The sequence below is a fragment of the Mycolicibacterium vaccae NBRC 14118 = CIP 105934 genome (assembly GCF_001552715.1).
GTDB lineage: Bacteria > Actinomycetota > Actinomycetes > Mycobacteriales > Mycobacteriaceae > Mycobacterium > Mycobacterium vaccae.
Map to the genome: position 1 here is coordinate 1 of NZ_BCRS01000102.1, position 22,485 is coordinate 22,485.

General features: G+C 69.6%; 17 protein-coding genes. 3 read left to right on the top strand and 14 right to left on the bottom strand.

Annotated elements, in window-relative coordinates:
* Nucleotides 1-187: 187 nt before the first annotated feature.
* Entirely contained in the window at nt 188-1,204 is a 1,017-nt protein-coding gene (locus MVA01S_RS18890) for a TIGR03617 family F420-dependent LLM class oxidoreductase (protein ID WP_003929714.1), read from the top strand.
* Nucleotides 1,205-1,217: 13 nt separating this feature from the next.
* Here the strand turns inward: MVA01S_RS18890 and MVA01S_RS18895 are convergent, their stop codons facing one another.
* Genes MVA01S_RS18895 through MVA01S_RS18920 form a run of 6 tightly spaced genes read right to left on the bottom strand, consistent with a single transcriptional unit; the run spans nt 1,218 to nt 10,540 of the window.
* Nucleotides 1,218-2,801 carry a peptide ligase PGM1-related protein gene (locus tag MVA01S_RS18895; RefSeq protein WP_003929715.1) on the bottom strand — a complete coding sequence of 528 codons (1,584 nt, stop codon included), beginning with the start codon at nt 2,799-2,801 and terminating at the stop codon, nt 1,218-1,220.
* Between the two features lie 9 nt (nt 2,802-2,810).
* On the bottom strand, nt 2,811-3,914 hold the full coding sequence (locus tag MVA01S_RS18900) for an adenylate/guanylate cyclase domain-containing protein (RefSeq protein ID WP_003929716.1): 1,104 nt from the start codon (nt 3,912-3,914) through the stop codon (nt 2,811-2,813).
* Entirely contained in the window at nt 3,914-6,178 is a 2,265-nt protein-coding gene (locus MVA01S_RS18905; protein ID WP_110765589.1) for a GAF domain-containing protein, read from the bottom strand. Before MVA01S_RS18905 ends, MVA01S_RS18900 begins: the two co-directional genes overlap by 1 nt.
* A gap of 5 nt (nt 6,179-6,183) precedes the next feature.
* Nucleotides 6,184-8,328 carry a serine/threonine-protein kinase gene (locus tag MVA01S_RS18910; protein WP_003929718.1) on the bottom strand — a complete coding sequence of 715 codons (2,145 nt, stop codon included), beginning with the start codon at nt 8,326-8,328 and terminating at the stop codon, nt 6,184-6,186.
* Between the two features lie 2 nt (nt 8,329-8,330).
* Entirely contained in the window at nt 8,331-9,299 is a 969-nt protein-coding gene (locus tag MVA01S_RS18915; protein WP_003929719.1) for a glutamate ABC transporter substrate-binding protein, read from the bottom strand.
* Entirely contained in the window at nt 9,296-10,540 is a 1,245-nt protein-coding gene (locus tag MVA01S_RS18920; protein ID WP_255251711.1) for a GlnX family signal transduction membrane protein, read from the bottom strand. Before MVA01S_RS18920 ends, MVA01S_RS18915 begins: the two co-directional genes overlap by 4 nt.
* 310 nt (nt 10,541-10,850) lie before the next feature.
* Between MVA01S_RS18920 and MVA01S_RS18925 the strand changes: the two genes are divergently transcribed.
* Nucleotides 10,851-12,443, top strand: a complete 1,593-nt coding sequence (locus MVA01S_RS18925; protein ID WP_003929721.1) for an MFS transporter — start codon at nt 10,851-10,853, stop codon at nt 12,441-12,443.
* Nucleotides 12,444-12,468: 25 nt separating this feature from the next.
* Here the strand turns inward: MVA01S_RS18925 and MVA01S_RS18930 are convergent, their stop codons facing one another.
* The 6 genes from MVA01S_RS18930 to MVA01S_RS31360 all read right to left on the bottom strand — a co-directional run bounded on the left by MVA01S_RS18930 (nt 12,469) and on the right by MVA01S_RS31360 (nt 19,374).
* The gene (locus tag MVA01S_RS18930) at nt 12,469-13,014 is read right to left on the bottom strand and encodes a YceI family protein (RefSeq protein ID WP_003929722.1); all 546 of its coding nucleotides are present in this window, start codon (nt 13,012-13,014) and stop codon (nt 12,469-12,471) included.
* 9 nt (nt 13,015-13,023) lie between these two features.
* Complete coding sequence (locus tag MVA01S_RS18935; RefSeq protein ID WP_003929723.1) at nt 13,024-13,953, bottom strand: NAD(P)/FAD-dependent oxidoreductase; 930 nt, start codon at nt 13,951-13,953, stop codon at nt 13,024-13,026.
* A 28-nt stretch (nt 13,954-13,981) separates the two neighbouring features.
* Entirely contained in the window at nt 13,982-14,962 is a 981-nt protein-coding gene (gene nrfD / locus MVA01S_RS18940) for an NrfD/PsrC family molybdoenzyme membrane anchor subunit (protein ID WP_003929724.1), read from the bottom strand.
* A gap of 22 nt (nt 14,963-14,984) precedes the next feature.
* Nucleotides 14,985-15,884, bottom strand: a complete 900-nt coding sequence (locus tag MVA01S_RS18945; RefSeq protein ID WP_003929725.1) for a 4Fe-4S dicluster domain-containing protein — start codon at nt 15,882-15,884, stop codon at nt 14,985-14,987.
* Complete coding sequence (fdh, locus tag MVA01S_RS18950; RefSeq protein ID WP_086006034.1) at nt 15,881-19,156, bottom strand: formate dehydrogenase; 3,276 nt, start codon at nt 19,154-19,156, stop codon at nt 15,881-15,883. Before fdh ends, MVA01S_RS18945 begins: the two co-directional genes overlap by 4 nt.
* A 71-nt stretch (nt 19,157-19,227) precedes the next feature.
* On the bottom strand, nt 19,228-19,374 hold the full coding sequence (locus MVA01S_RS31360; RefSeq protein WP_157895604.1) for a hypothetical protein: 147 nt from the start codon (nt 19,372-19,374) through the stop codon (nt 19,228-19,230).
* Between the two features lie 117 nt (nt 19,375-19,491).
* On the opposite strand from MVA01S_RS31360, the gene MVA01S_RS18960 reads away from it, so the two are divergent.
* The gene (locus MVA01S_RS18960) at nt 19,492-20,505 is read left to right on the top strand and encodes a TerC family protein (protein WP_003929729.1); all 1,014 of its coding nucleotides are present in this window, start codon (nt 19,492-19,494) and stop codon (nt 20,503-20,505) included.
* Here MVA01S_RS18960 and nhaA read toward each other — a convergent pair.
* Together nhaA and MVA01S_RS18970 are read right to left on the bottom strand one after the other, a co-directional pair.
* The gene (gene nhaA / locus MVA01S_RS18965; protein ID WP_003929730.1) at nt 20,499-21,716 is read right to left on the bottom strand and encodes a Na+/H+ antiporter NhaA; all 1,218 of its coding nucleotides are present in this window, start codon (nt 21,714-21,716) and stop codon (nt 20,499-20,501) included. The genes MVA01S_RS18960 and nhaA overlap by 7 nt on opposite strands.
* Before the next feature lie 87 nt (nt 21,717-21,803).
* Nucleotides 21,804-22,485, bottom strand: a 682-nt coding sequence (locus MVA01S_RS18970) for a SelB domain-containing protein (protein WP_174538965.1), incomplete at its 5' end; no start/stop codon positions are given.

A 22,485-nucleotide genomic window follows, 5' to 3' on the forward strand; every position in this document is an offset into this window, starting at 1 on the left:
CGTCCGGCGTCACCGCCCATGCGCCGACGACGCCGATGCGGGCGCCGCGACTGGCCCGCACCGCGCGGGCCCACCCGCGGGGTCCTCGCCCGGGCCGCGAGGTGGATCCGTCCGCTCCCACCGAGACGTTGCGGCATCGCCGCTGACTCGGCCTCCATCGGTGTTGCGCTGACGTAGTGTTCGGGTCGTGCACGTCGACGTGATGACGACCCCGCAGCCGCTGACCAAGACCGCCGAGCTGGCCCGGCGCACGCAGGCGGCAGGATTCTCCGGTCTGCTGTTCACCGAGACCGGGCGGACGGCGTACCTCAACGCCGCGGTCGCCTCGCAGGCCGCGCCCGGCCTGGACCTGTCGACCGGCGTCGCGGTGGCGTTCCCGCGCAGTCCCTTCGTGACCGCGGCCACGGCGTGGGAACTTCAGGAATCGACCGGCGGCCGATTCCGGCTGGGGCTCGGGACGCAGGTCCGCACGCACGTGGTGCGGCGCTACGGCGCCCAGTTCGAGCATCCCGGACCACGCCTGCGCGACTACGTGAAGGCGGTGAAGGCGTGCTTCGACGCGTTCCGGACGGGCACCCTGGACCATCACGGCGAGTTCTACGAGCTCGATTTCATCTCCCCGCAGTGGAGTCCCGGACCGATCGACGCGCCCGATCCGAAGGTCGACGTCGCCGCGGTGAATCCGTGGATGCTACGGATGGCGGGTGAGGTCGCCGACGGCATCCACGTGCATCCGCTCGGCGAACCCGGCTACCTCGCACGGCATGTGGTGCCGAAGCTCGCGGAGGGGGCGCAGCGAGCGGGCCGGGCGCCACAGGACATCGACGTGATCGTTCCGGTGATGACGATCGTCGGCGACACCGACGAACAGCGGCACAGAGAACGCGAGTCGGTGCGCGCCGCCATGAGTTTCTACGGGAGCACGCCGAACTACGCGTTCATCTGGGACGAGGCGGGATTCGAGGGGACGACGGCGCGGATCAGGGAGAAGCAGAAGGCCGGCGACTATCCGGGCATGGCGGCGCAGATCACCGACGACCACATCGCGACCTTCGCGACCGAATCGACATGGGACGGTCTCGCGGACGCGCTGGCCGCCAGGTATGGCGGGATCGCGACACGCGTGGTGCTCTACAACGCCGCCTCTGACCCCGACGCGTTCGAGCGCTACGGCGCTGTGGCACAACGCCTTCGGCAGGACTGACGACGGGCCCCGGTCAACCCGGCAGCCCGATCACGGCCTCTTCGCGCAGCGCCAGTTCCGCCTCACGCAGCAGTACCGCCTCGGCCTGCTGATAGATCTGCCACGCCCCCTCGGCGCTGTCGCCGACCGCGGTCATCCCGACGCGGCCGTGCTCGGTCATGCAGGTGATCATGTGGAACACCACACCGGTGCCCCGGGACTGGTCGAAGTGCAGGCCGTGCTGGGCCACCACATCGAACAGGTCGGCGACGGTGAGGCTCTTGAGCCGGTCGTCTTCGAGGTGATCGGTCGCGACCAGACACTTGGCCGTCCCTTCCGGGGTGAGGTACACCCCGCGCGCACCGTCGTAGCGGCCACCGGTCAGGAACTGCAGGGTCAGGAACGGATGGGTGGTGCCGCCCTTACGCAGGTTCAGCTCGATCGCATACGGGGTCCACCCTCCCGAATCATCCTGCACCACCACGAAATCCACGGCGAACCGGCCCAGCACACCGAGCTGCGCGAGATGGTGCCCGATCACCATCGCCGGCTCGGCGATGCTCGCCGCATAGGCCGGGTTCGCCGGGAACACACAGCCGAGGTACTTCTGGCCGGTGGCGCCGCCCAGCACCTGGTCGTGGGTGGACAACAACTCGACGGTGCCGTCGGGCAACGCCCGCATCTGCACGCTCGGGCTCTCCAGCGCCGCGCCGCAGATCCGTTCCTCGACGATCCCGCCGTTCTTCTCGAAGGCCGCGAGGTAGGCGTCGACCGACAGCGCCACGCTCTCCGGCACCAGGGCGCGCACCCGGTCGGCGATCGCGCGCGCCTCGTCGGGCGCACCAGGTTCCGGCAGCGCGACCAGATCCAGCGACGCGTTGCCCGCGCCCGACACTCCTTCGTTCAGTTTCACGATCGCCAGCGTGAGCGACGGCCGGCGCCGACGCATGTGCTGCACCCCGGCGACGATGTCGTCGACGGTGTGCAGGTCTTCCGCACCGACCGGGCACCGCACGCCGCACTCCTCGAACATCCGTCGGCATCCCGTCTTGCTGCCCAACTCGATCAGCCGCGGATCCGCTCCGTACATCGGGATCCCCAGCGACAGCGCGACATCGCGTTCCAGCGCGGTGGTGTTGTACGGGATCAGATGGGATCGCGCCGGGTTGGGGATCAGCTCGCGGATCTCGTGCAGCAGTCGCGGGCGCGCCAGGAGCTTCTCGCTCAACGACATCGGCGACGCGTCGCCGACCGCCACCAGTGTCAGCCGCGCGCGGGCATGGCTGGGGATCACCCCGGGCAACAGGCCGAGGTAGTACTCGATGACGGGTTCCGGGATCGGCTGCGAGGTCACATAGATCATGCGTAACCGCGGCTGGCGCAGCAGCAGGAGCAGGAACAGTGCCCGCTCCTCCAGCGCCTGCGTGACCGTGGCGCTGCCCGCGGTGGTGCGCTCGACGCGGATCGAGGGCACCACCACCACCGATTCGTCGGCCAGGTTCTTCTGGATGGAATCCCATGCCGGACGCATCGCCAGCTGCAGGTCGTCGAACGCCCGGTAACGCTGCTCGTCATCCAGCTGACCCAATGTGCGGCGGGCGGTTTCGAGATCGGTCATGTGGTCACCTCAGTTCATGGCACGGATGTTGTGGACGCATACCGTCTTGCTGAAACCCTTGGGCTGCACCTCGCCGACCGGTTCGGCGACGGCGCTGTCCTCCACCGCGGCCAGCACGCGGTCGGTCACCAGCACCTGCCACGGCCCGGCGTCCGAGCAGAGCCGGGCGGCGAGGTTGGTGACGCTGCCGATCGCCGCGTAGTCGAAGCGGCCCTCGAAGCCGATCCGGCCCAGCGTCGCGAATCCCTGTGCAATGCCGATGCCCAGCGCCAGATCGTGTCCCCGCCTGCGCCATCCACGGGCCAACTCGGTCACCGCATCGCGGATCTGCAGTGCCATGCGCACGGCACGCTCGACGGCGTCCGCGCACGGGACCGGGTCGTTGAAGAACACCATCACGCCGTCGCCGGTGAAACGCTCCAGCGTGCCCTCGTACCGGTGGATCAGTGCACCCATCGCATGGTGGTACTCGGCCAGCACGCCCATCACTTCCTCGGGCTCGCTGGTCTCGGCGAACGGGGTGAAGTTGCGCAGATCCCCGAACAGCACCACGATCTCGCGCCGGTGACTCTCCAACAGGTGCTCGTCGGAGACCACGAGGTCGGCCAGTTGCGGTGACAGGAAACGGCGCAACCTGTTCGTCCGCTCCAGTTCGGCCACCTGTGCGGCGACCCGGCTCTCCAGTTCGGCGTTCCACGCGGCGAGTTCGTCGGCCTGACGGCGCACGGTGTCGTGGTAACGCTTGATCCGGGCCAGCGACGCCACCCGGGCCAGCAGTTCGGCCTGGTCGAACGGTTTGGTGACGAAATCGTCTGCGCCGGCGAGGAGGGCGTTCAGCCGCTGCTCGCTGCCGCTGGCGGTGATCATCACGACCGGCAGGAACCCGGTGGCCGGGTCCGACCGGATCTGGCGGCACACCTGGTAGCCGTCCATCTCGGGCATCACGACGTCGAGCAGCACGATGTCGATGTCGCCTGCCTTCAGCGCGTCGAGCGCCTCGGCTCCCGATGCCGCCCGCACCACGCGATGCCCCCGTGGCGTCAGCACCGCGTCCAGCAGGCGGAGGTTGACCGGCTGGTCGTCGACCGCCAGCACCGTCACCGGCTCGTCCATCACGGTTTCCCCTCACCCCGAACGGGTTCCACCCGAACGCCGACCGCGTGCAGCGCGCCCAGCAGGTCGTCCCGGCTCACCGGCTTGAGCAGGTGGACGTCTGCGCCGGCCGCGCCGCTGCGGGCCCGGTCGTCGACGACGGAGGCGATCACCACCGGGACGTCGGCGGTGGCCGGGTCGGCTCTGAGCTCACGCAGGACCTCCCATCCGTCCAGGCGGGGCAGCAGGATGTCGAGCACCACCGCGCTGGGCGCCACCGCGCGCAGCATCGCGAGGGCTTCGACCCCGTCGGATGCCCGGAGCACCTGCACCGGTGCGTCGTCGAGATAGGCGCTCATCAGCTCCAGCGACGCCCGGTCGTCGTCGACGAGAAGGAGCACCGGGAACTCGCCCCGAGCCGGCGCCACGGCCGTCGGCGAGTACGGCCGGGGCGCGGGAATGGAGAACCCGAACGTACTTCCCTCCCCCACCACGCTGTGCAGCCACATCCGGCCGGCGAACAGGTCGACGATCCGCTTCGACAGCGTCAACCCCAGGCCGGTGCCCTCCTCCTTGGCGGGTCCCCGGTGACCTTGCTGGAAGGAGTCGAAGATCCGGTCCCGGTCCTCCGGCGAGACGCCGATCCCGTTGTCGGTCACCGTGACCACGAGATCGGCGTCGAGCCGGTAGGCACGCACCGACACCCGGCCGCCGTCGGGGGTGAACTTGACCGCGTTGGACAGCAGGTTCAGCACCACCTGTTTGAAGCGCAGCTCGTCGGCGACGACGGCGCCGACGTCGTCGGCGACCTCGACCGACAGTGCGATGTCGTGTGCCGCAGCGCGTTCGCGGACCATCGCCGAGGTGTAGTCGATCGCCGCGCCGACGTCGAAGACCACCGGGTCGAGCGTCATGTGGCCGGCCTCCACCTTCGACAGGTCCAGAATCTCGTTGAGCAGCTCAAGAAGGTGGCGACCGGACTTCCAGATATCGCGCAGGTACTCCTCCTGCCGCTCGTTGATCTCGCCGAACATGCGGTCCAGCAACACTTCCGAGAAGCCGATCACCGCGTTCAGCGGTGTCCTCAGTTCGTGCGACATACTGGCCAGGAACTCCGACTTGTGGTTGCTGGCGATCTCCAGCTCGCGGGACTTGGTCTCCAGCTCGCGGTACAGGCGGGCGTTGACGACGGCCAGCGCGGACTGGCCTGCGAAGGTCTCTAGCAGTTCGACGATGTCGGGCGGGAACCCGCCGGCGTCCCTGCGGTGGATCACCAGCACGCCGATCGTGCTGTCGCCGTGCGTCAGCGGTATCGCGAGCACCGATTGCCACCCGTCGTCGAGCAGGATGTCGAGAACGTCGTCGCGGTCGGCCTGCTCGAGATCGGGGACCTCGAACGGCCGCCGGGTGGTGACGGGATGGCGGACCAGGGCCGAATCGGCGTCGACGGCGACGGTGTGCAGGCGCTCCAGCAGCGCGGGACCGAGGCCGGATGTTCCTCGCAGATCGTACGAGTCGGTCGCCTCGTGGTATTCCAGGATCGACCCGCCGTCGGTGGTCGGCGTGAGGTCTCCCACCCCGAGGTTGGCCAGTCGCACCGCGTTGGTGACGGTCTGCTCGAGCACCTCGTCGAGGTCGAGGGTGGAACCGATCGCGTTGTCCACCTCCCGCAGCGCCTCCAGTTGGGTCACCTTGTCCGCGAGCTCGTGACCGCGGATCTCGAGTGCGCGCAGCAGGTCCACCTGATGGAGTGCGATCGCGGCCTGGACGGCGAACTCCTCGAGCACCCGGCGTTCCCTGGCGTTGAACGGCGCCACGTCGGTACGCCACAGCGACAGCACCCCGATCACCCTGTCCTGCACCATCATCGGTGTGGACATCAGTGTGCGGAAGCCGGTCAGGCGTTGAAGGTCCAGGCGTCCGTAGCCCGCGTCGTCCAGCACGTCGGCGATCTGGACGGTGCGCCGGTCCTCGGCGGCGCGGCCGACCGTGGACCTCCGGTTGGCGGTGATCGGATGTTCGGTCAGGTGGGTGCGGTAGTCCTGGGGTGTCTTGCCGGAGACCCGGGACAGGCGGTAGACGTCGCCGTCTCGGATGAACAACTGCGCCGCGGTCGCACCGCACAGCCGGGTGGCGTACTGCAGCACGGTGTCGAGAACGGCCCCGGGGTCGGAGGCGTCGCGGCCGAGAGCGGCCAGGATCTCCCGGGTGGCGGCCAATTGCTGTCGCGCATAGGCCAACTCGCGGTTGACCGGTGTGGTCATCGCGTCCTCGGGGTGCTCCATGGCGGTCACAGCCGGGTCCTCGGGCGGACGGTGTTGGCCCGCTCGACCAGCGCCACGCGTTCCCACAGGTCGGTGGTCTCGCGGGCCAGCGCGCGGTAGCACTGTTCCATGCCGGTGCGGATCCCTGCCTCGTCGAACTCGGCGCCGAGCAGATGGGTGGTACCCGGTGTGTGCCCGGCGGCGAGCCAGTCCAGCGCGGCCTCGAACACTTTCAGCCGCACGTGTGCACGTCTGGCCGTCGACTCGAGCGCCAACGCACAGGTGCGCCGGTCGACGTCGCGCAGCGTGTCCTCGTCCAATGCCTCGGCGGGAGGTGCGGCCAGCAGCACGTCGATCGCCGCTGTCCCGGCCGACGTGAAATGCGCCGAGGCAGGCGTGATCTGGTCGAGTACCTGCACCGCGCCGGCGCGGTCACCTGACCGGGCCCGGTACCGGGCCAGACCGAACGCGGCGCTGTAGAACGTGTGGCTGGTGCGCCACACCGTCGTGTAGTGGCGGGCGGCGACGTCGTGGTCGCCGCGCAGCTCTGCGGCCGCCGCCAGCGCCAGCTTCGGATCGAGCTCGCCGGGCAGCTGGTCCAGCACCCGGTCGAAATCGGCTGCTGCCGCGTCGAAGTCGCCGTCCAACAGGCTGCACTGGCCGCGGTACCACAACAACCGCCAGTCCTCCGGTATCACCGAGGCCAGTTCGCCGATCCGCCGACGGGCGTCGGCGGCGGCCCCGATCTCCAACGCGGCGCGCACCAGCCGAAGCGGGATCTCCACGGAGGCGCGCAACGGCGTCGAGCCGCCCATCGCGTACTGCAGGGTTTGTTCCAACTGTGTCGGCGGGGTCCCACTGGTCGTGGCGAGCAGGGCGGCGCCGGGATCGGCGGGGTCGACCCGCGGCACCGCGAGGGCGGCGATCACCGAGGCCGGTGCCGGCGGGGCGTCCGCGCCGGCGGCGTAGATCGCCCGCTGAGGGCTGAAGTGACGGGAGATCCGGGGTTTCGCGCTCCCGCTGTCGGCGGCGGCGATCTCGTGCAGCACCCCGGTCAGTTGGTCCACCAGTTCGGTGATCGACGGGAACCGTCGCGCGGGGTCGGCCTCGGTGGCCCGCGCGACGGCGCGGTACAGCGACTCGTGCTCGGCGAAAGCCGGTACCTCGGCACGGCCCGGCAGTTGGACGGTACTGCGCGGGAGGTCGGCCACCAGGGTGGCCAGTGTGCGCCCGACCGTGTAGATGTCACTGGCGACCGTCGGTCCGGTGTGGGCGATCTCGGGTGCCTGGAAGCCGCGGGTGCCGTAGATGACGCAGTCGACGTCGTCCATGGCCACGGCGGCGCCCAGGTCGATCAGCTTGAGTTGCTCGTCGGCCTGCATCACGTTGTCGGGTTTGAAATCGCAGTACGCCAGCCCCTGATCGTGCAGGTACCCCAGCGCGGGGGCGATCTCGACGATGTAGGCGACGGCATGGGCCGGCGGCAGTGGACCGTTGCGCGCGTTGCGGATCTGTTTGAGCGAGATGCCGCCGACGTACTCCATCACGATGTAGCCGACGGCCGTGCCGTTCGCATCGGCGTGGTTGACGAAGTTGTGGATCCGCACGATGTTCGGGTGCTCCACTTCGGCCAGCGCGAGTGCCTCGGCTTCCGCCGCGGCCATCGCGGCCGGGTCGCTGGAATGGACGAGGCCCTTGAGCACCACCCACCGGTTGTGCACGTTGCGGTCGGTGGCCAGATAGATCCAGCCGAGCCCACCGTGGGCGATACAACCGCGCACCTCGTACTGGCCGCCGACCACCTCGCCGCGGGACAGCCGGGGAACGAAGGAGAACGGCGTGCCGCAGGCGCCGCAGAAACCCTCGGTGAGCCCCGGGATGCCGTCGCGTGACCGGCCGACGGGCTGGTTGCAGTCGACGTTTCCGCAGAAGCGCTGATGTTCGGGCACCCGGGGATCGGCCAGGACCGCGTCGGCGGGGTCGCCGCGGGGCACGGAGGGGACGGTCACCACGCCGGCGCCCAGCCGGCCGCGGCCGCCACCGGACTGCGGACGCCGCCCCGGATCGGGACGCGACCGCGGTGCCGACACCGACGCGAACGTCGACGTCGGTGCCCCGACTTCGGTTGCCCCGGAATCTGTTTCGCGTGCCACGCCGACGGTTCGGTCCATGGTCAGTCCTGATACCGTGCCGGCGGCGGACCGGGCGAGGGTCCGAGACTGCGCAGCCATGATGCGTAGAGCCGTTCCCAGGTGCCGTCGGCCCGGATCTGTTCCAGCACCCCGTTGACGAAGCGGATCATGTCGTCGTCGCCCCGCCGCACCCCGACGCCGTAGGGCTCGACGCCGAGGCTGGCACCGACCACGGCGACGTCGGGATCCTGGGCGGCCAGCCCGGCCAGGACGACGTCGTCGGTGCTGATGGCGTCGATCTGGCCCTGCTGCTGCATCAGCAGGCAGTCTGTCCAGCTCGTCACCCCGATCAGCGTCGGCCCCGGCCGCAGCGCGAAGATCCGCGCCAGTGACGTCGTCCCCGCGACGGCGCACACCCGCTTTCCGGAAAGGTCTGCGGCGCCGGTGATTCCCGACCCCTTACGGGCGAGGATGCGCTGGTTGGCGTAGAAGTAGACGGTGGAGAACCCGACCTTCTGCTTGCGCTCGCAGGTGATCGAGAAGGTCCGCACGACCACGTCGACCCGGCCGGACTGCAGTGCCTGCTCACGTTGACCGGCATCGACCACCTGCAGTTCGATCCGCCCGGGTGCCCCGAAGACGGCGCGCGCGATCTCCCGGGCGAGGTCGATGTCGAAACCTTCGAGCTGACCGGACCGCGGGTCCCGGAATCCGAACATGAACGTGTTCTGATCGACCCCCGCGATCAGCCGCCCCCGGGCCTGGATCCGGGCCATGGTGGACCCGGCGGGCATCGCGCCGGCTCCGGGCAGCGGTCCGGGACGCAGGCTGGCCTCGGGATCGCCGCAATCGGCCACCGCGGTGACCGGCGGAGCCGTGATCTCCTGCGCCCCGGCGGGGCGCACCGGCACCGGTGCGACCGACACCGATGGCGGCGGGGTGGCCGACGCACCGCACGCCGCGACGGTGACAGCCACCGCGACCGCCACCGCGGCGGTCCGGGCGCTCACAGGAACTCCTTGAGTCGCGGCCACAGCCCCGCCACCGCGACCGCGATCACGGCGATGGTCGATCCCAGCACGGCCGTGGGCGTCCAGCCGAGATAGCGGGCTGCGCCGGCGACGTATCCGCGCATGGTGCCGCGGGCCTGTTCGATCGCCTCGCGCAGCGCCGATTCCACCAGCGCGAACTGCGCGCCCGAGGCACGCCGATCGATACCGAGCGCCTGGTCGACCGCGGCGGGATAGTCACCGGTGCGGTAGGCCTCGACCTGACGGCGATGGCTGTCCACCCAGCTGTCGAGGGCCTCGGTGACCGCTGGGGCGCCCCCTCCGACGAGAGCGCGCAGTTCGTCGATGCGGTGGTAGAACGCGGCCTCGCCTGCGGTGATGTCGCCGCGGGTGATCAGTTGCAGGGTCTCCTCGGTGCGCGCCTGCTGGGCCAGGATGCGGGCCTCGGCGAGCGCGCCGAACCTCGCGGTTCCCTCGGCACGCGCACGTGCGATGTCGTCACCGGCCAGGCGGACCGCGCCGACCACGCCGACCATCACCACCAGCACGATCACCGCCGCGGACACCAGCCCGATGTTGAACAGGCGGTGGGTCCGGCGGGACAACACCGCCGAGCCGACCCCGATCACCACCAGGGTCGCCGCCCACAACGCCAGGCCGAGCACCGGCAGGGCGGCGGTACCGCGCTGGGCTTCGTCGACCCGGGCCAGGTCGGCGGCGTACACCGATTCCGCGGCGGGCAGGAGTCTGGTCTGCATAAGCGACGACGCCTCGCGCAGGTACGCCGATCCGATCGGGAAGCCCTGAATGTTGTTGGCGCGAGCGGCTTCCACCAGACCGGTGTAGGTGGTCAGGTGCGCCGACACCTCGGCGAGTGACGTGCGGCTCGCGACATCGGGTGCACCCGCGGTCGCGTCGGCCAGCGCCCCTGCCGCCCCGGCCAGAGCCTGCTGGTAACGCGCCCGCATCAGCGGGGTCTGGGTGCCTCCGGACAGAAAGATGGTCGCGGCGGCGGCATCGGCCGCCGACGACGCCGCATAGAGGTTCTGCGCCGCGTAGGCCACCGGCTCCAACTCCGCCAGAACCGCCTGCTGCCGGTTGATCCGATCGTCGAGGGCGGCGGCAGACGCCAACCCGGCGGCGAGACCGACGGCCGCCACTGCCACGGCGATCAGCACCACCACGCCGGGCGTGGTGCGGGCATACCGTCGCGCCCACGCCCGAGAAGCGTGGGCATCCATTGTGACCGCAGAGTTCATCACGATCGCCGATCCCGTGCCCACGTCGCCCGGACAGGCGAAAGGGCCACCTCATGATCTCTCATGCCGGCCTCCGGTTTCAGCGCTACGGCGGCATTGGGGACAGTGGGACCTCTCTGTCCTCGAGCGTCGCCCTGCCCGGCGACGACGGCGCACGTACCGCGCTACGCGCTTCGGTCCCGGCGGATGTCCGGAAATCAGTTGGGGGCGGGACCCCGCAAGCGGGTACCGACAGTGGGGCGCCTCGATCGGACCTACAGTGGCCCAGGTAGCCACAGACGGGAAGCGGTGGATGACATCTGCACAGCCGATCTCGACGTGGGCGCCGCTGAGATCTCCGGTCTACCGCGCGCTGTGGATCGCGCAGTTCGTCTCCAACCTCGGCACCTGGATGCAGACCGTCGGCGCCCAGTGGATGCTGGTCGAGAGTTCCGACGCCGCGGTCCTGGTCCCGCTGGTGCAAACGGCCACCACGTTGCCGGTGATGTTGCTGGCGCTGCCGTCCGGGGTGCTGGCCGATCTCGTCGACCGACGCAGGCTGCTGATCGCCACCCAGGGTGCGATGGCCGCCGGGGTCGGTCTGCTCGCGGTGTTGACAGGGGTCGGCCTGACCACGCCGACCTTGCTGCTGCTGATGTTGTTCGTGATCGGGTGCGGACAGGCGCTCACCGCGCCGGCCTGGCAGGCGATCCAGCCCGACCTCGTTCCGCCTGAACAGATTCCGGCCGCCGCCGCGCTGGGCAGCATGAGCATGAACGGCGCGCGGGCGGTCGGGCCCGCCATCGCGGGCGCGCTGGTGTCGCTGGCCGGCCCGGCGCCGGTGTTCGCGCTCAACGCGGTGTCCTTCGTCGGGATCGTGTTCGTGCTGATCGCCTGGCACCGTCCCGCCGAGAAGCGTGACTACCCGCCCGAGCGGGCCCTGGCCGCGCTCAGCGCCGGGGGCAGGTTCATCCGCAGTTCGCCGATCGTGCGGCGGATCCTGCTGCGGACGTTGTTGTTCATCGCGCCGGCCAGCGCGCTGTGGGGGCTGCTTCCGGTCATCGCGGCCAACCAGCTGGGCCTGGGCTCGACCGGCTACGGGGTGCTGCTCGGGGCGCTCGGCGTCGGCGCCGTGCTCGGCGCGTTCGTGTTGTCGCGGCTGCGATCCCGCTTCGGCCAGAACGCGTTGCTGACCGCGGGCGCGGCGGGGTTCGCGGCGGCCACCGCGGTGCTGGCGCTGGTGCACCACTTCGCCGTGGTGCTGGCGGCACTGGTGATCGGGGGTGCGGCCTGGCTGTTGACGCTGTCGACGCTCAACGCCGCCATGCAACTCAGCCTGCCCGCGTGGGTGCGTGCCCGCGGGTTGTCGGTGTACCAGCTGATCTTCATGGGCGGGCAGGCCGTCGGGTCGCTGCTGTGGGGTCTGCTCGCCGGCGCCACCACCAGCGTCACCAGCCTGCTGGTGAGCGTGGGCCTGCTGGTGGTCTGCGCCCTGACCTCGATCTGGATGCCGCTGCACGCGGGCACCGGCAACCTCGACCTGACGCCGTCGGCGCACTGGCCCGAGCCGACGCTGGTCTTCGAACCCGAGCCGCTGGACGGTCCGGTGCTGGTGCTCACCTCCTATCGCGTCCCGCCGGAGAACGAGGCGGGGTTCCTGTCGGTGATGGCGGCGCTGGGCCGCTCCCGTCAGCGCACCGGGGCGTCGTCGTGGCGGCTGTTCCGCAGTGTCGAGGAGGAGTGCACGTTCGTGGAGACGTTCGTGGTGCGTTCCTGGGGCGAGCACATGCACCAGCACCACATGCGGCTCACGGGGCAGGATCAGCTGATCGAGCAGCGGGTGGAAAGCTACACCGACGGGATCCCGGTATCTCGGCACTACCTCGCGGTGCGCGACCCCGAGTAGCCGCCGGGGTCAGCGTGCGTGTGCCTCACTCGCGCGGGGCGAGCTCGGCGTCGAAGCAGACCCGCACCTCGTCGGCGACCTTCAGCGCGCCCATCATCATCGAGTAGGGCTTGATCCCGAAGTCCGACTGCCGCAGCGAGTCCTGCGCCGACACCCGCACGCTGTCGTCGCGATGCTCCACCGTCAGGTCCATCGTGTGGTCGCGGGTCACCCCGTGGATCTCCAACGTGCCGACCAGTCGGTACCCGTCGGCGGCCCGCTCGACCTCGTCGGACCGGAACCGGATGTGCGGGAATTGCACTGCATCAAGGCTTTTCAACGCGTTCAGCCGCACCAGCGCCTTCTCCGGCCCGGACAGCGGGGTCGCACCGCCGTCGCCGCGCAGCACCTCGAGGCTGCCGACGTCGGCCGTCAGCTCCACCGCCACCGGCTCGTCGGCCCACTCCACCGTGCCGTGCCAGCCCATGGCGATCGTCAGCCGGTGCCCGACTCTCGACGCGGGACCGGCCACCGCCGTCATCACCGTCAACTGTCCGTCCGACGAGTCGAGCTCCCACACCGCGTCGGCCATCGGGCGAATCTACCCCGGCGGATACGGCAGTCCGACCTCGTCGGCCAGCAGGCTCTGGACGATGATCATCGCCGCCTGCGACCCCGTCGCGATCGCCCCGGCGATGTGCGGCTGTTCGGTGCAGACGTCCCCGGCGGCGAACACCCCGCCCGCGCTGGTGCGGGCGATCTCGTCGACGGTCAGTGGTTCGGTGCCCAGCGGCCCCGGGGTGCACGTCGCGCCGAGCTGGGCGGCCAACGGCGAAGGTTGTCGCACCGGCGCCTCGACCAGCAGTGCGTCCCGGTCCAGCCGGTCACCGTCGGCGAACGCGATGCTCTGTAGCCGGCCGTCGGCCCCGATCAGCTCGACCACGCGCCGCTCGTCGACGCTCACGCCGGCCCGTTGCAGCAGCCGCCGGTCGTCGGGGGTCAACTCCGCGCGGCCGTCGGTCAGCAGCACCACGTCATCGCTCCAGCCGCGCAGCATCAACGCGGTGTGCAGCCCCTGCTCCCCAGCGGCCAGCGCCGCGAGCCTGGTGTCGCGCACCTCCCACCCGTGACAGAAGGGGCAGTGGAACACCGTGGTGCCCCACAGCTCGGCCAGGCCCGGCAGCTGCGGCGGACAGTACGACATCCCGGTCGCCAGCAGCACCCGCCGGGCGCGCACCTCGGTGCCGTCGTCGATGTCGAGCACGAATCCGCGGTCGACGGCACGGCCGCTGCGGACCTCGCCACGCCGGAACTCCACCGTGGGGTACTCGCGAAGTTCCGCGCGCCCGGCCGCGTAGAGCTCGTCGGGGGGCCGCCGGTCGTAGCCGAGCAGTCCGCCGATCGCCGGTGCGGCCCGGTTACTGGGGGCGTCGCTGTCGATCACCATGGTCGTCCGGCGGGCCCGGCCCAGCACCAGCGCGGCGCTCAGACCGGCGGCGCCGGCGCCGACCACTGCACATTCGAATTCCACAGGGCGTCTGTTCCCCGAAACCGCGGGGTTAGTCGTCAGCGGCGTCGAGTCGCTCGCGCTGCGGCACCACCACGTACTTCGGGTCCTTCGTGGACGCGACACCGGCCTCGAAGGTGCCGAACCGTTGCAACGCGCTGCCGGCCAGCAGCGCGGCCCCGGACAGCGCGACCGCCCAACGGCGCTGCCCGGACACCACCGCGCCGACCGCGCCGGCGACGTTCAGGACTTCCGCGCACTGACGCACGGTGTGCACGCGGCCCGTCGTGTAGGCCTCGCCGACCAGCCCCAACCGCCGTTCCATGGTGCGTGCCGCCGCGACTTCGAGCACTGCGCCGGTCGCCGCCATCCGCCGTGCGGGTCCGCTCTCGGACACCGGGGCCAGCAGCATGCCCAGCCCACCGCCGCTGGCCGCGGCCGACCCGGTGAACACGAACGGCAGGTACGGGTGGGCCTCGTGCCAGGCCGGGACCGCGGTGTGCGACAACAGCACCGCCGTGTACGACGCGACCCCGGGCGCCACGGCCGCGGCCTCCAGACCCGCCGTCCGGGCCAGCCGGGACACCAAGCGGCCCAACGGGGATCGACGTATCCGGGCCGGCATCAGTTCGGCGACGGCCGCGACGCCTACCCCCGGCCCGAACGCGCCGAGCAGCCAGGTGCCCATGCTCATCGGCGAGCTGGGTTTGGCGACCCGCAGCATGTGGTGGAACCGTTCCGGCCGGCCCAGATCGGCGATCAGGAAGTACATGCTGGCCAGCAGGCTGCCCAGCGCACCGAGCCGGGACACCTTCCGCAGCCGCGGGCGCCCGGTGAGGTCGGCGCCCGCCGCCAGCAGCGACGAGCCTGCCGCCAGACCCCCGGTGAACAGGTACGCCGCGATCATCCAGTTCCACACCGGCGTCTTGAGAATCTGCCTGCCGTAGTACGAACGGAACTCCGCGGGCGGGACCGCGGTGTCGTCGCTGCCGCGCCGCCGCTTCCGGGTCTGCTCAGCCGAACTCATCGCCATCCTCTGCTCTTCGCGCAAGCGCTCATCGCTTGCCCACGAACGCCGACACCGCAACCCCCACCAGCGCGGACGCCGCAATCCCGGCGTAGCGCCACATCGCCCCCGCGTCGCGGGTCGGCACCACCGGATCCGGCGGCAGTCCGTACACCTCGGGCTCGTCGAGCAGCAGGAAAAACGCGCCGTCCCCGCCGACGCCGTCGTTCGGGTCGTGGCCGTAGAGCCGCGCCTCGGTCACTCCGCGCTCGTGCAGCTCCTCGACGCGCAGCGCGGCCCGCTCGCGCAGTTCGTCGAGCACTCCGAACTGGATGGAGTCCGTCGGGCACGCCTTCGCGCACGCCGGCTCCAGCCCGTCGTGAAGCCGGTCGTAGCACAGCGTGCACTTCCACGCCCGGCCGTCGCCCTCCCGCCGCTCGATCACCCCGTACGGGCACCCGGACACGCAGTACCCGCAGCCATTGCAGATGTCCTGCTGCACAACGACAGTCGAGAACTCCGTGCGGAACAGCGCGCCCGTCGGGCATACATCGAGGCACCCGGCGTGGGTGCAGTGCTTGCACACGTCCGAGGACATCAGCCACCGGAAGTCCTGCCGGGTCTCCGCGCCTGACGCGTCACCGGGACGGTCGAAACCCGGCATGCCCAGCTCGACGGGCTCGGGTGCGGGCTGCTCGATGAACGCCACATGCCGCCACGAGTTCGCGCCGAGTTCACCGGTGTTGTCGAATGACATGCCGAGCAGGTTGAACCCGTCCCCGTCTCCCGAGACGGGCACCTGGTTCCACTCCTTGCACGCCACCTCGCAGGCCTTGCAGCCGATGCACACCGAGGTGTCGGTGAAGAACCCGACCCGCGGCGGGTGCTCGTCATAGCCGGCATCGCCTGCCACGTCGTCCAGTGGTCCGTAGAAACTGTTGCGGCTCATGGCGTCTCCTCGGTGTGGTGATGCGACGACTGAGTGGTGTCGAGAACGGTGCCGGTGTCGGGCGTGATCTGCGCGCGGTCCCGGTAGGCCCGCAGGTACTCCAGCAGCAGCGGACCACGCGGTCGGCGGCCGGGCTGGATGTCGCAGGTGGCGACCTTGCTCTCCTGGATGAACACGTTCGGGTCGACCACCACGCCGAGCAGATCGTTGACCACGTCGCCGTCCACCAGACCGGCGTTGCCCCAGTGGTAGGGCATCCAGATCTGGTGCACCACCCGGTTTTCCACCCGGAGCGGGCGCATCCGCTCGGTCACCAACACCCGCGCGTCGACGGCGGCGCGGCTGGTCACCACGTGCGCCCAGTCCATGTGCGTCAGCCCCCGCTCGCGCGCGAGTTCCGGGGACACCTCGACGAACAGTGCCGGCTGAAGCTCGGCCAGGTACGGCAGCTGTCTGCTCATCCCGCCCGCGGTGTGGTGCTCGGTGAGCCGGGCCGCGGTGAACACGAACGGGAACACGTCGCCGTGCGCGTCCGGCCAGGACGGGTTCGACGGGTTGTCCTCTCGCCCATACACTTTGCGTGCCGGGTTGCCCTGCTGGAGGTACAGCGGATTGCGCACCGGAGATTCGTGCGGCTCGTAGTGCGTGGGCAACGGCCCGTCGACCACGCCGTTGGGCGCGAACAACCAGCCCTTCCCGTCCGCCTGCATGATGAACGCGTCGTCTCCGCGCAGCGCCTCCACCCCGACCGCGCCCGGGGCAGGCCGGTAGTCCGGCGGCTTGGTCTTCTCGAAATCGGGGATGTCGTAGCCGGTCCACTCCCCCTCGGCACCCTTCTCCGGATCCCACCACACGAGCTTCTTGCGTTCGCTCCACGGTCGGCCCTGCGGATCGGCCGACGCGCGGTTGTACAGCACACGCCGGTTCATCGGCCAGGTCCAGCCCCACTCGTTGTCGTAGGGCCCCTGCTCGGTGTGCGGCTTGCGGCGCGCAGCCTGGTTCACCTCGTCGGCGTACACGCCGCTGTAGATCCAGCAGCCGCACGCGGTGGAGCCGTCGGGTTTGAGTTCCAGGTAGCTGTCGACGGCCCGTCCGGTGGTCAGGTTGACGCCGTTGATGCGGCGCAGCACGTCCGCCCCGGATGGTTCGTCACCGTCGAGCCGGTAGTCCCACCACAGGTCCAGCAGTGGGCGGTCACGCTCATCCGTTGAACCGGCGAGCTTTTCACGCAGGATCCGGCCGAGGTGATAGAAGAACCACAGCTCGCTGCGCGCGTCTCCGGGTGGTTCCACGGCCTGCTCACGCCACTGCAACATGCGCTGGGTCTGGGTGAAGGTGCCGGACTTCTCGACGTGGCTGGCGGCCGGGAACAGGAACACCTCGGTGCGGCAGGTCTCCGGGGTGACCTCGCCGGTCTCCACCTCCGGCCCGGTCTTCCAGAACGTCGCGCTCTCGATCTCGACCAGATCGCGCACCACCAGCCAGTCCAGGTTGGCCATCCCGAGCCGCTGCAGCCTTCCGTGCGCGGACCCGACGGCCGGGTTCTGCCCGACCAGGAAGTACCCGAACACCTTGCCGTCCACCATGTCCATCACGGTGCGGTAGGTGCCGTGGTCGCCGTTGATGCGTGGCAGGTAGTCGAAGCAGTAGTCGTTCTCGGCGGTCGCGTGCTCGCCCCAGTACTCCTTGAGCAGCGAGACCATGTAGCTGTCGGCGTTGTGCCAGAACCCTTTCTGGTTGCGGCCCTTGATGTCGTCGAGGTAGTCGGCCAGTGTCTCCTGCCCGGCCTTGGGCATAGCCAGGTAGCCGGGCAGCAGGTTGAACAGCGTGGGCACATCGGTCGAGCCCTGGATGCTGGCATGGCCGCGCAGCGCGAACACCCCGCCGCCGGGACGGCCGATGTTGCCCAGCAGCAGCTGAATGATCGCGCCGGTGCGGATGAACTGGGCGCCCATCGAATGCTGGGTCCAGCCAACGGAGTACACGAGCGCGGCGGTCTTCTCCCGCCCGGAGTTCTGCGTCCATTTCCGGGCCACGTCGAGGAACACCTCGGCCGGGATGCCGCACACCCGCTCGACCATCTCCGGGGTGTAGCGGGCGTAGTGCCGTTTCAGGATCTGATAGACGCAGCGCGGGTGCTGCAGTGTCGGGTCGCTGGGGATCTCGCCGGCGGCCCCTTCGATCGGCGGCCCACCCGAGCCGGATTCGTAGGCGGTGCTCTCCTCCTTCGCCTCCGCGCCACCGTGTTCGGGGTCGGTGCTCTCGTACTGCCACGTCGACGGGTCATACGACGCGCTGGCGTCGTCGTAGCCGGAGAACAGCCCGTCGAGGTCCTCGGTGTCGGCGAAGCGTTCGTCGACCAGGAACGCCGCATTGGTGTAGGCGGTGACGTACTCCCGGAAGTCGAGCTCGTTGCTCAGGATGTAGTTGATGACCCCGCCGAGGAACGCGATGTCACTGCCCGCGCGCAGCGGCACGTGCCGGTCGGCCAGCGCGCTGGTGCGGGTGAACCGCGGATCGATGTGCACCACACCGGTGCCCCGCGTCTTGGCCTCCATCACCCACTGGAACCCGACCGGATGGGCTTCGGCCATGTTGGAGCCCATGATGACGATGAAGTCGGAGTTGACGAGATCCTGCTGGTAGTCCGTCGCCCCGCCGCGACCGAAGGAGGCCCCCAGACCGGGAACCGTGGCGCTGTGTCAAATACGCGCCTGGTTCTCGATCTGTAAGGCGCCCAGCGCGGTGAACAGCTTCTTGATCAGATAGTTCTCTTCGTTGTCCAGGGTGGCGCCGCCGAGGCTGGCGATGCCCATGGTGCGGCGCAGCGTGTGGCGGTCCTTGTCGAAGTCCTGCCAGCTCTTGGCGCGGGCGTCGAGCACGCGGTCGGCGACCATGTCCATCGCGGTGGCGAGGTCGAGGTCCTGCCACTCGGTGGCGTACGGGGCGCGGTAGCGGATCTTGGTCAGCCGCTGCGGACCGGTGACCAGTTGGGTGCTGGCCGAACCTTTCGGGCACAGCCGGCCGCGCGAGATCGGGCTGTCGGGGTTGCCCTCGATCTGGATGACCTTGTCGTCCTTGACGTAGACCTTCTGCGCGCAGCCCACGGCGCAGAACGGGCACACCGAATGCGCGACGCGGTCGGCCTCGGCGGTGCGCGGGGTCAGCGTGAGGCTGCGGGGCGACTGGGCCGCTTTGCCGCGGCCGAGCTTGTCACCGCCGGTGAGTTGCCGGTACACCGGCCACGACGCGAGCAGGTTCTTGAAGTCCACCGTCACCCTTTCCGCCCGGAATCGACCATACGGCTTTCCGGCGCGGAGTACCCCGCAACGACCGGTCGAACCTACGTGTTGAAATCCGGCAGCCCGTCGACGGGCGCGGACTGCCCGTCGGCCACCTCGGTGCGCTGATCGGTGCGCGCCTGTTCTTGAACGTCGGCGGCGTGCCGCAGGTTGTCGCCGGTGTTCTCCGCATGGTCGGGCTGGGTCACCACGTCTCCTTCGTCGGTTGCGCTCCCGGCATACCCACTCACCGCCGCGACCTATCCGTGCAGACGTATCGGTACAAAGGAATCACGGCCGAACCGGACAGTGGGGAGTCGCAAGGAATGCTCGACATCAGCGCGGTCACATGGGCGGCGACGATCGGCGTGATCGTCGCACTGCTCGCAGTCGACCTGATTCTGGCGGCGGCGCGGCCGCACCGGGTCGGCTTCAAGGAGGCCACGGCGTGGTCGGTGTTCTACATCCTGGTGGCCATCGGCTTCGGCGTGTGGTTCGCGATGACCTACGGAGGGGACTTCGGCACGCAGTACTTCGCGGGCTACGTCGTGGAGAAGAGTCTGTCGGTCGACAACCTGTTCGTGTTCGTGATCATCATGGCCACCTTCGCGGTGCCCGAGGAGCATCAGCACAAGGTGCTGACGTTCGGCATCATCCTGGCGCTGATCATGCGCGCGATCTTCATCGCGGTCGGCGCGACGCTGCTGTCGTTGTTCTCGTTCATGTTCCTGCTGTTCGGCCTGCTGCTGATCTACACCGCGGTCCAATTGTTCCGGCATCGCGACGAGGACCCCGACGTCGAGAACAACATCATGATCCGGGCCACCCGCCGGTTCATCCCGATCAGCGACGAGTACGACGGCGGGAAGCTGTTCACCCGCAGCAACGGCCGCCGGGTGGCGACCCCGCTGCTGGCGGTGCTCATCGCGATCGGCAGCGTCGATCTGCTGTTCGCGCTCGACTCGATCCCCGCGGTGTTCGGCGTGACCAGCGAGCCCTACATCGTGTTCGCCGCGAACGCGTTCGCGCTGCTGGGCCTGCGCGCGTTGTTCTTCCTGGTCAAGGGTCTGCTGGACCGGTTGGTGTACCTGTCGACCGGACTGTCGATCATCCTGGCCTTCATCGGCGTCAAGCTGATACTGCACTGGGCGCACGTGGACATCAACCCGAGCATCCCGGAGATCAACACCTATCTGAGCCTGGTCGTGATCATCGGAATCCTCGCGATCGTCACCGTCGCCAGCCTGATCAAGACGCGCAAGGATCCGACGGCCAAGGCCCACCCCGGTTCGCTGCGCGCCTCCCGCAAAGATCGGGAGCGGCCCGACACCGCTCAGTGAGTGCCAGCGACGATGCGCCGATGGGCCCGGTTGCGGATGGCCAGGATCGCCGCACCGCACAACGCCGAGATCAGTGAACCGGTCAGCACACCGATCCGTACCTGATCGGAGACCGCGCCTTCGTCGAAAGCCAGGTCGCCGATCAGCAGGGACACGGTGAATCCGATTCCGGCCAGCAGGGCGATCCCACAGACGTCGACCGGATGCAGGTCGGGTGCGGCACGGGTGTAGCGCTTGACCAACAGCGTGATCCCGGCAATGCCGACGAACTTGCCGAGCACCAGACCGGCGATGATGCCGAGCGTCACCGGTTCGGTGAGCGAACCGGTCAGTCCGGACAACCCGCCCACGGTCACCCCCGCGGCCAGGAACGCGAACACCGGCACGGCGAACCCGGCCGAAATCGGCCGCACGGCATGTTCGTAACGCTCACACCACTGTGCGGCCGGCACCACGAGGCCGAGCGCGACACCGGCGATCGTGGCGTGGATACCCGCAGCGTGCACCAGCCCCCACGTGAGGAGTGCGACCGGGATCAGAAGCCACCACCGCGTCGGGTATCGCCGGACCAGCCAGGTGAACAACGCCAGAGGCACCACCGCCGCCACGAGGGGCGGCAAGCTCAACGAGCTCGTGTAGACGACGGCGATGATGGTGATGGCGATCAGGTCATCGACGACAGCGAGGGTGAGCAGGAAGATCCGCAGGCTCGACGGCAGGTTACGTCCGATGACGGCGAGCACGGCCAATGCGAATGCGATGTCAGTCGCGGCCGGAATGGCCCACCCGTCGAGCATGTTTGAACCCGCGGCGACGTTCACGGCCACGTAGGCCAGCGCCGGGACGGCGATGCCACAGACCGCGGCGATCACCGGGACCGCGGCGCGGCGCAGGTCCCGCAGCTCGCCGTGCACGAACTCGCGCTTCAGTTCCAGTGCGACGACGAAGAAGAAGATCGCCAACAGACCATCTGCGGCCCAGGCAGCCAGAGACAAGTTCAGATGCAGAGACTCCGGACCGAACTTCCAGGCCCGCAGATCGTGGTAATGCTCTGACCCCCCGGAGTTCGCCCACACCAGCGCCACCACCGCCGCCAAGAGCAGGAGCAGGCCGCCGACGACGTCCTGGCGCAGGACATCGCCGAGTTGCGAGATCCTCTTACGGGGTAGCTGCTCCGTCGCGGAGGGAGGAAGCATCAGATCGCTTTGCACAGATAAACCTTTCGGGCATGTTGACAAGACATGCCGACCAGGCTTCCCGGCGCTCCGACCCTCACGCTACCACAACAGTGAGCTGCCTCACCCCGTCACGCGATGGGTCCCATCGGGATCTTTTCGTGTAACACGTTGATGGGCAAGCATTTCCAATAGCGGCACGGCGACGCGGCGGGTGGTGTTCAATGCCCGCTTGGCTTCAGTGACAGTGAAGGGCTGCGGAAGTCGTTGCAGCACTTGAGTTGCCTGATCGACGACGAACGGCCCCAGCACCACACCGTCGGCCACCTTGGTGAGCCGTCCTGCCCGTACCGCGGCCGCGAGTTCTTTCGCGCCCAGATCCAGGTCGGCGAGTTCGTCGGCGTCCGGCGCGCGGAACGGCTCGGCGGCCAGCCGCTCCTCGATCGTCCGGACGGCCTTGTCCACGCGTTCGGGGAGCTGGTCACCGGGCCGGCGTACCCGGCCGTCGGCCAGCTCCAGCCCGGTGCCGGCCACCAGCGGCGCCAGCAATTCGACAGCGGGCAGGCCGATCTCGCGGCGCAGCTCTTCCATCGGGACGCCGGCCGCGATGTCGTGGGCAGCCGACCACCGTGCCACGGCCGTCACCAATTGTTGACGCCGCTGCGCCCACCACTGTTCCTCGACCACCCACTCCCCGACCCGGCGGCCGGACACGTCGAAACCCATGGCCCGCAACTCTTCTGCCCGGGCGCACACCGGCGCGGCCACCCGGCCGGTGGCGAGCTCGGCGGCCCGCGCACGGGCC

Bases quoted from the DNA above. Each gene is read 5' to 3' on its own strand.
- MVA01S_RS18905 (WP_110765589.1), bottom strand. From the start codon at position 6,178: ATGGAGCACCCCGAGGACGCGATGACCACACCGGTCAACCGCGAGTTG.
- nrfD (WP_003929724.1), bottom strand. From the start codon at position 14,962: ATGGCGATGAGTTCGGCTGAGCAGACCCGGAAGCGGCGGCGCGGCAGC.
- MVA01S_RS18900 (WP_003929716.1), bottom strand. From the start codon at position 3,914: ATGGACGAGCCGGTGACGGTGCTGGCGGTCGACGACCAGCCGGTCAAC.
- MVA01S_RS18945 (WP_003929725.1), bottom strand. From the start codon at position 15,884: ATGAGCCGCAACAGTTTCTACGGACCACTGGACGACGTGGCAGGCGAT.
- MVA01S_RS18910 (WP_003929718.1), bottom strand. From the start codon at position 8,328: ATGGACCGAACCGTCGGCGTGGCACGCGAAACAGATTCCGGGGCAACC.
- MVA01S_RS18960 (WP_003929729.1), top strand. From the start codon at position 19,492: ATGCTCGACATCAGCGCGGTCACATGGGCGGCGACGATCGGCGTGATC.
- MVA01S_RS18920 (WP_255251711.1), bottom strand. From the start codon at position 10,540: ATGGATGCCCACGCTTCTCGGGCGTGGGCGCGACGGTATGCCCGCACC.
- MVA01S_RS18895 (WP_003929715.1), bottom strand. From the start codon at position 2,801: ATGACCGATCTCGAAACCGCCCGCCGCACATTGGGTCAGCTGGATGAC.
- MVA01S_RS18925 (WP_003929721.1), top strand. From the start codon at position 10,851: ATGACATCTGCACAGCCGATCTCGACGTGGGCGCCGCTGAGATCTCCG.
- MVA01S_RS18930 (WP_003929722.1), bottom strand. From the start codon at position 13,014: ATGGCCGACGCGGTGTGGGAGCTCGACTCGTCGGACGGACAGTTGACG.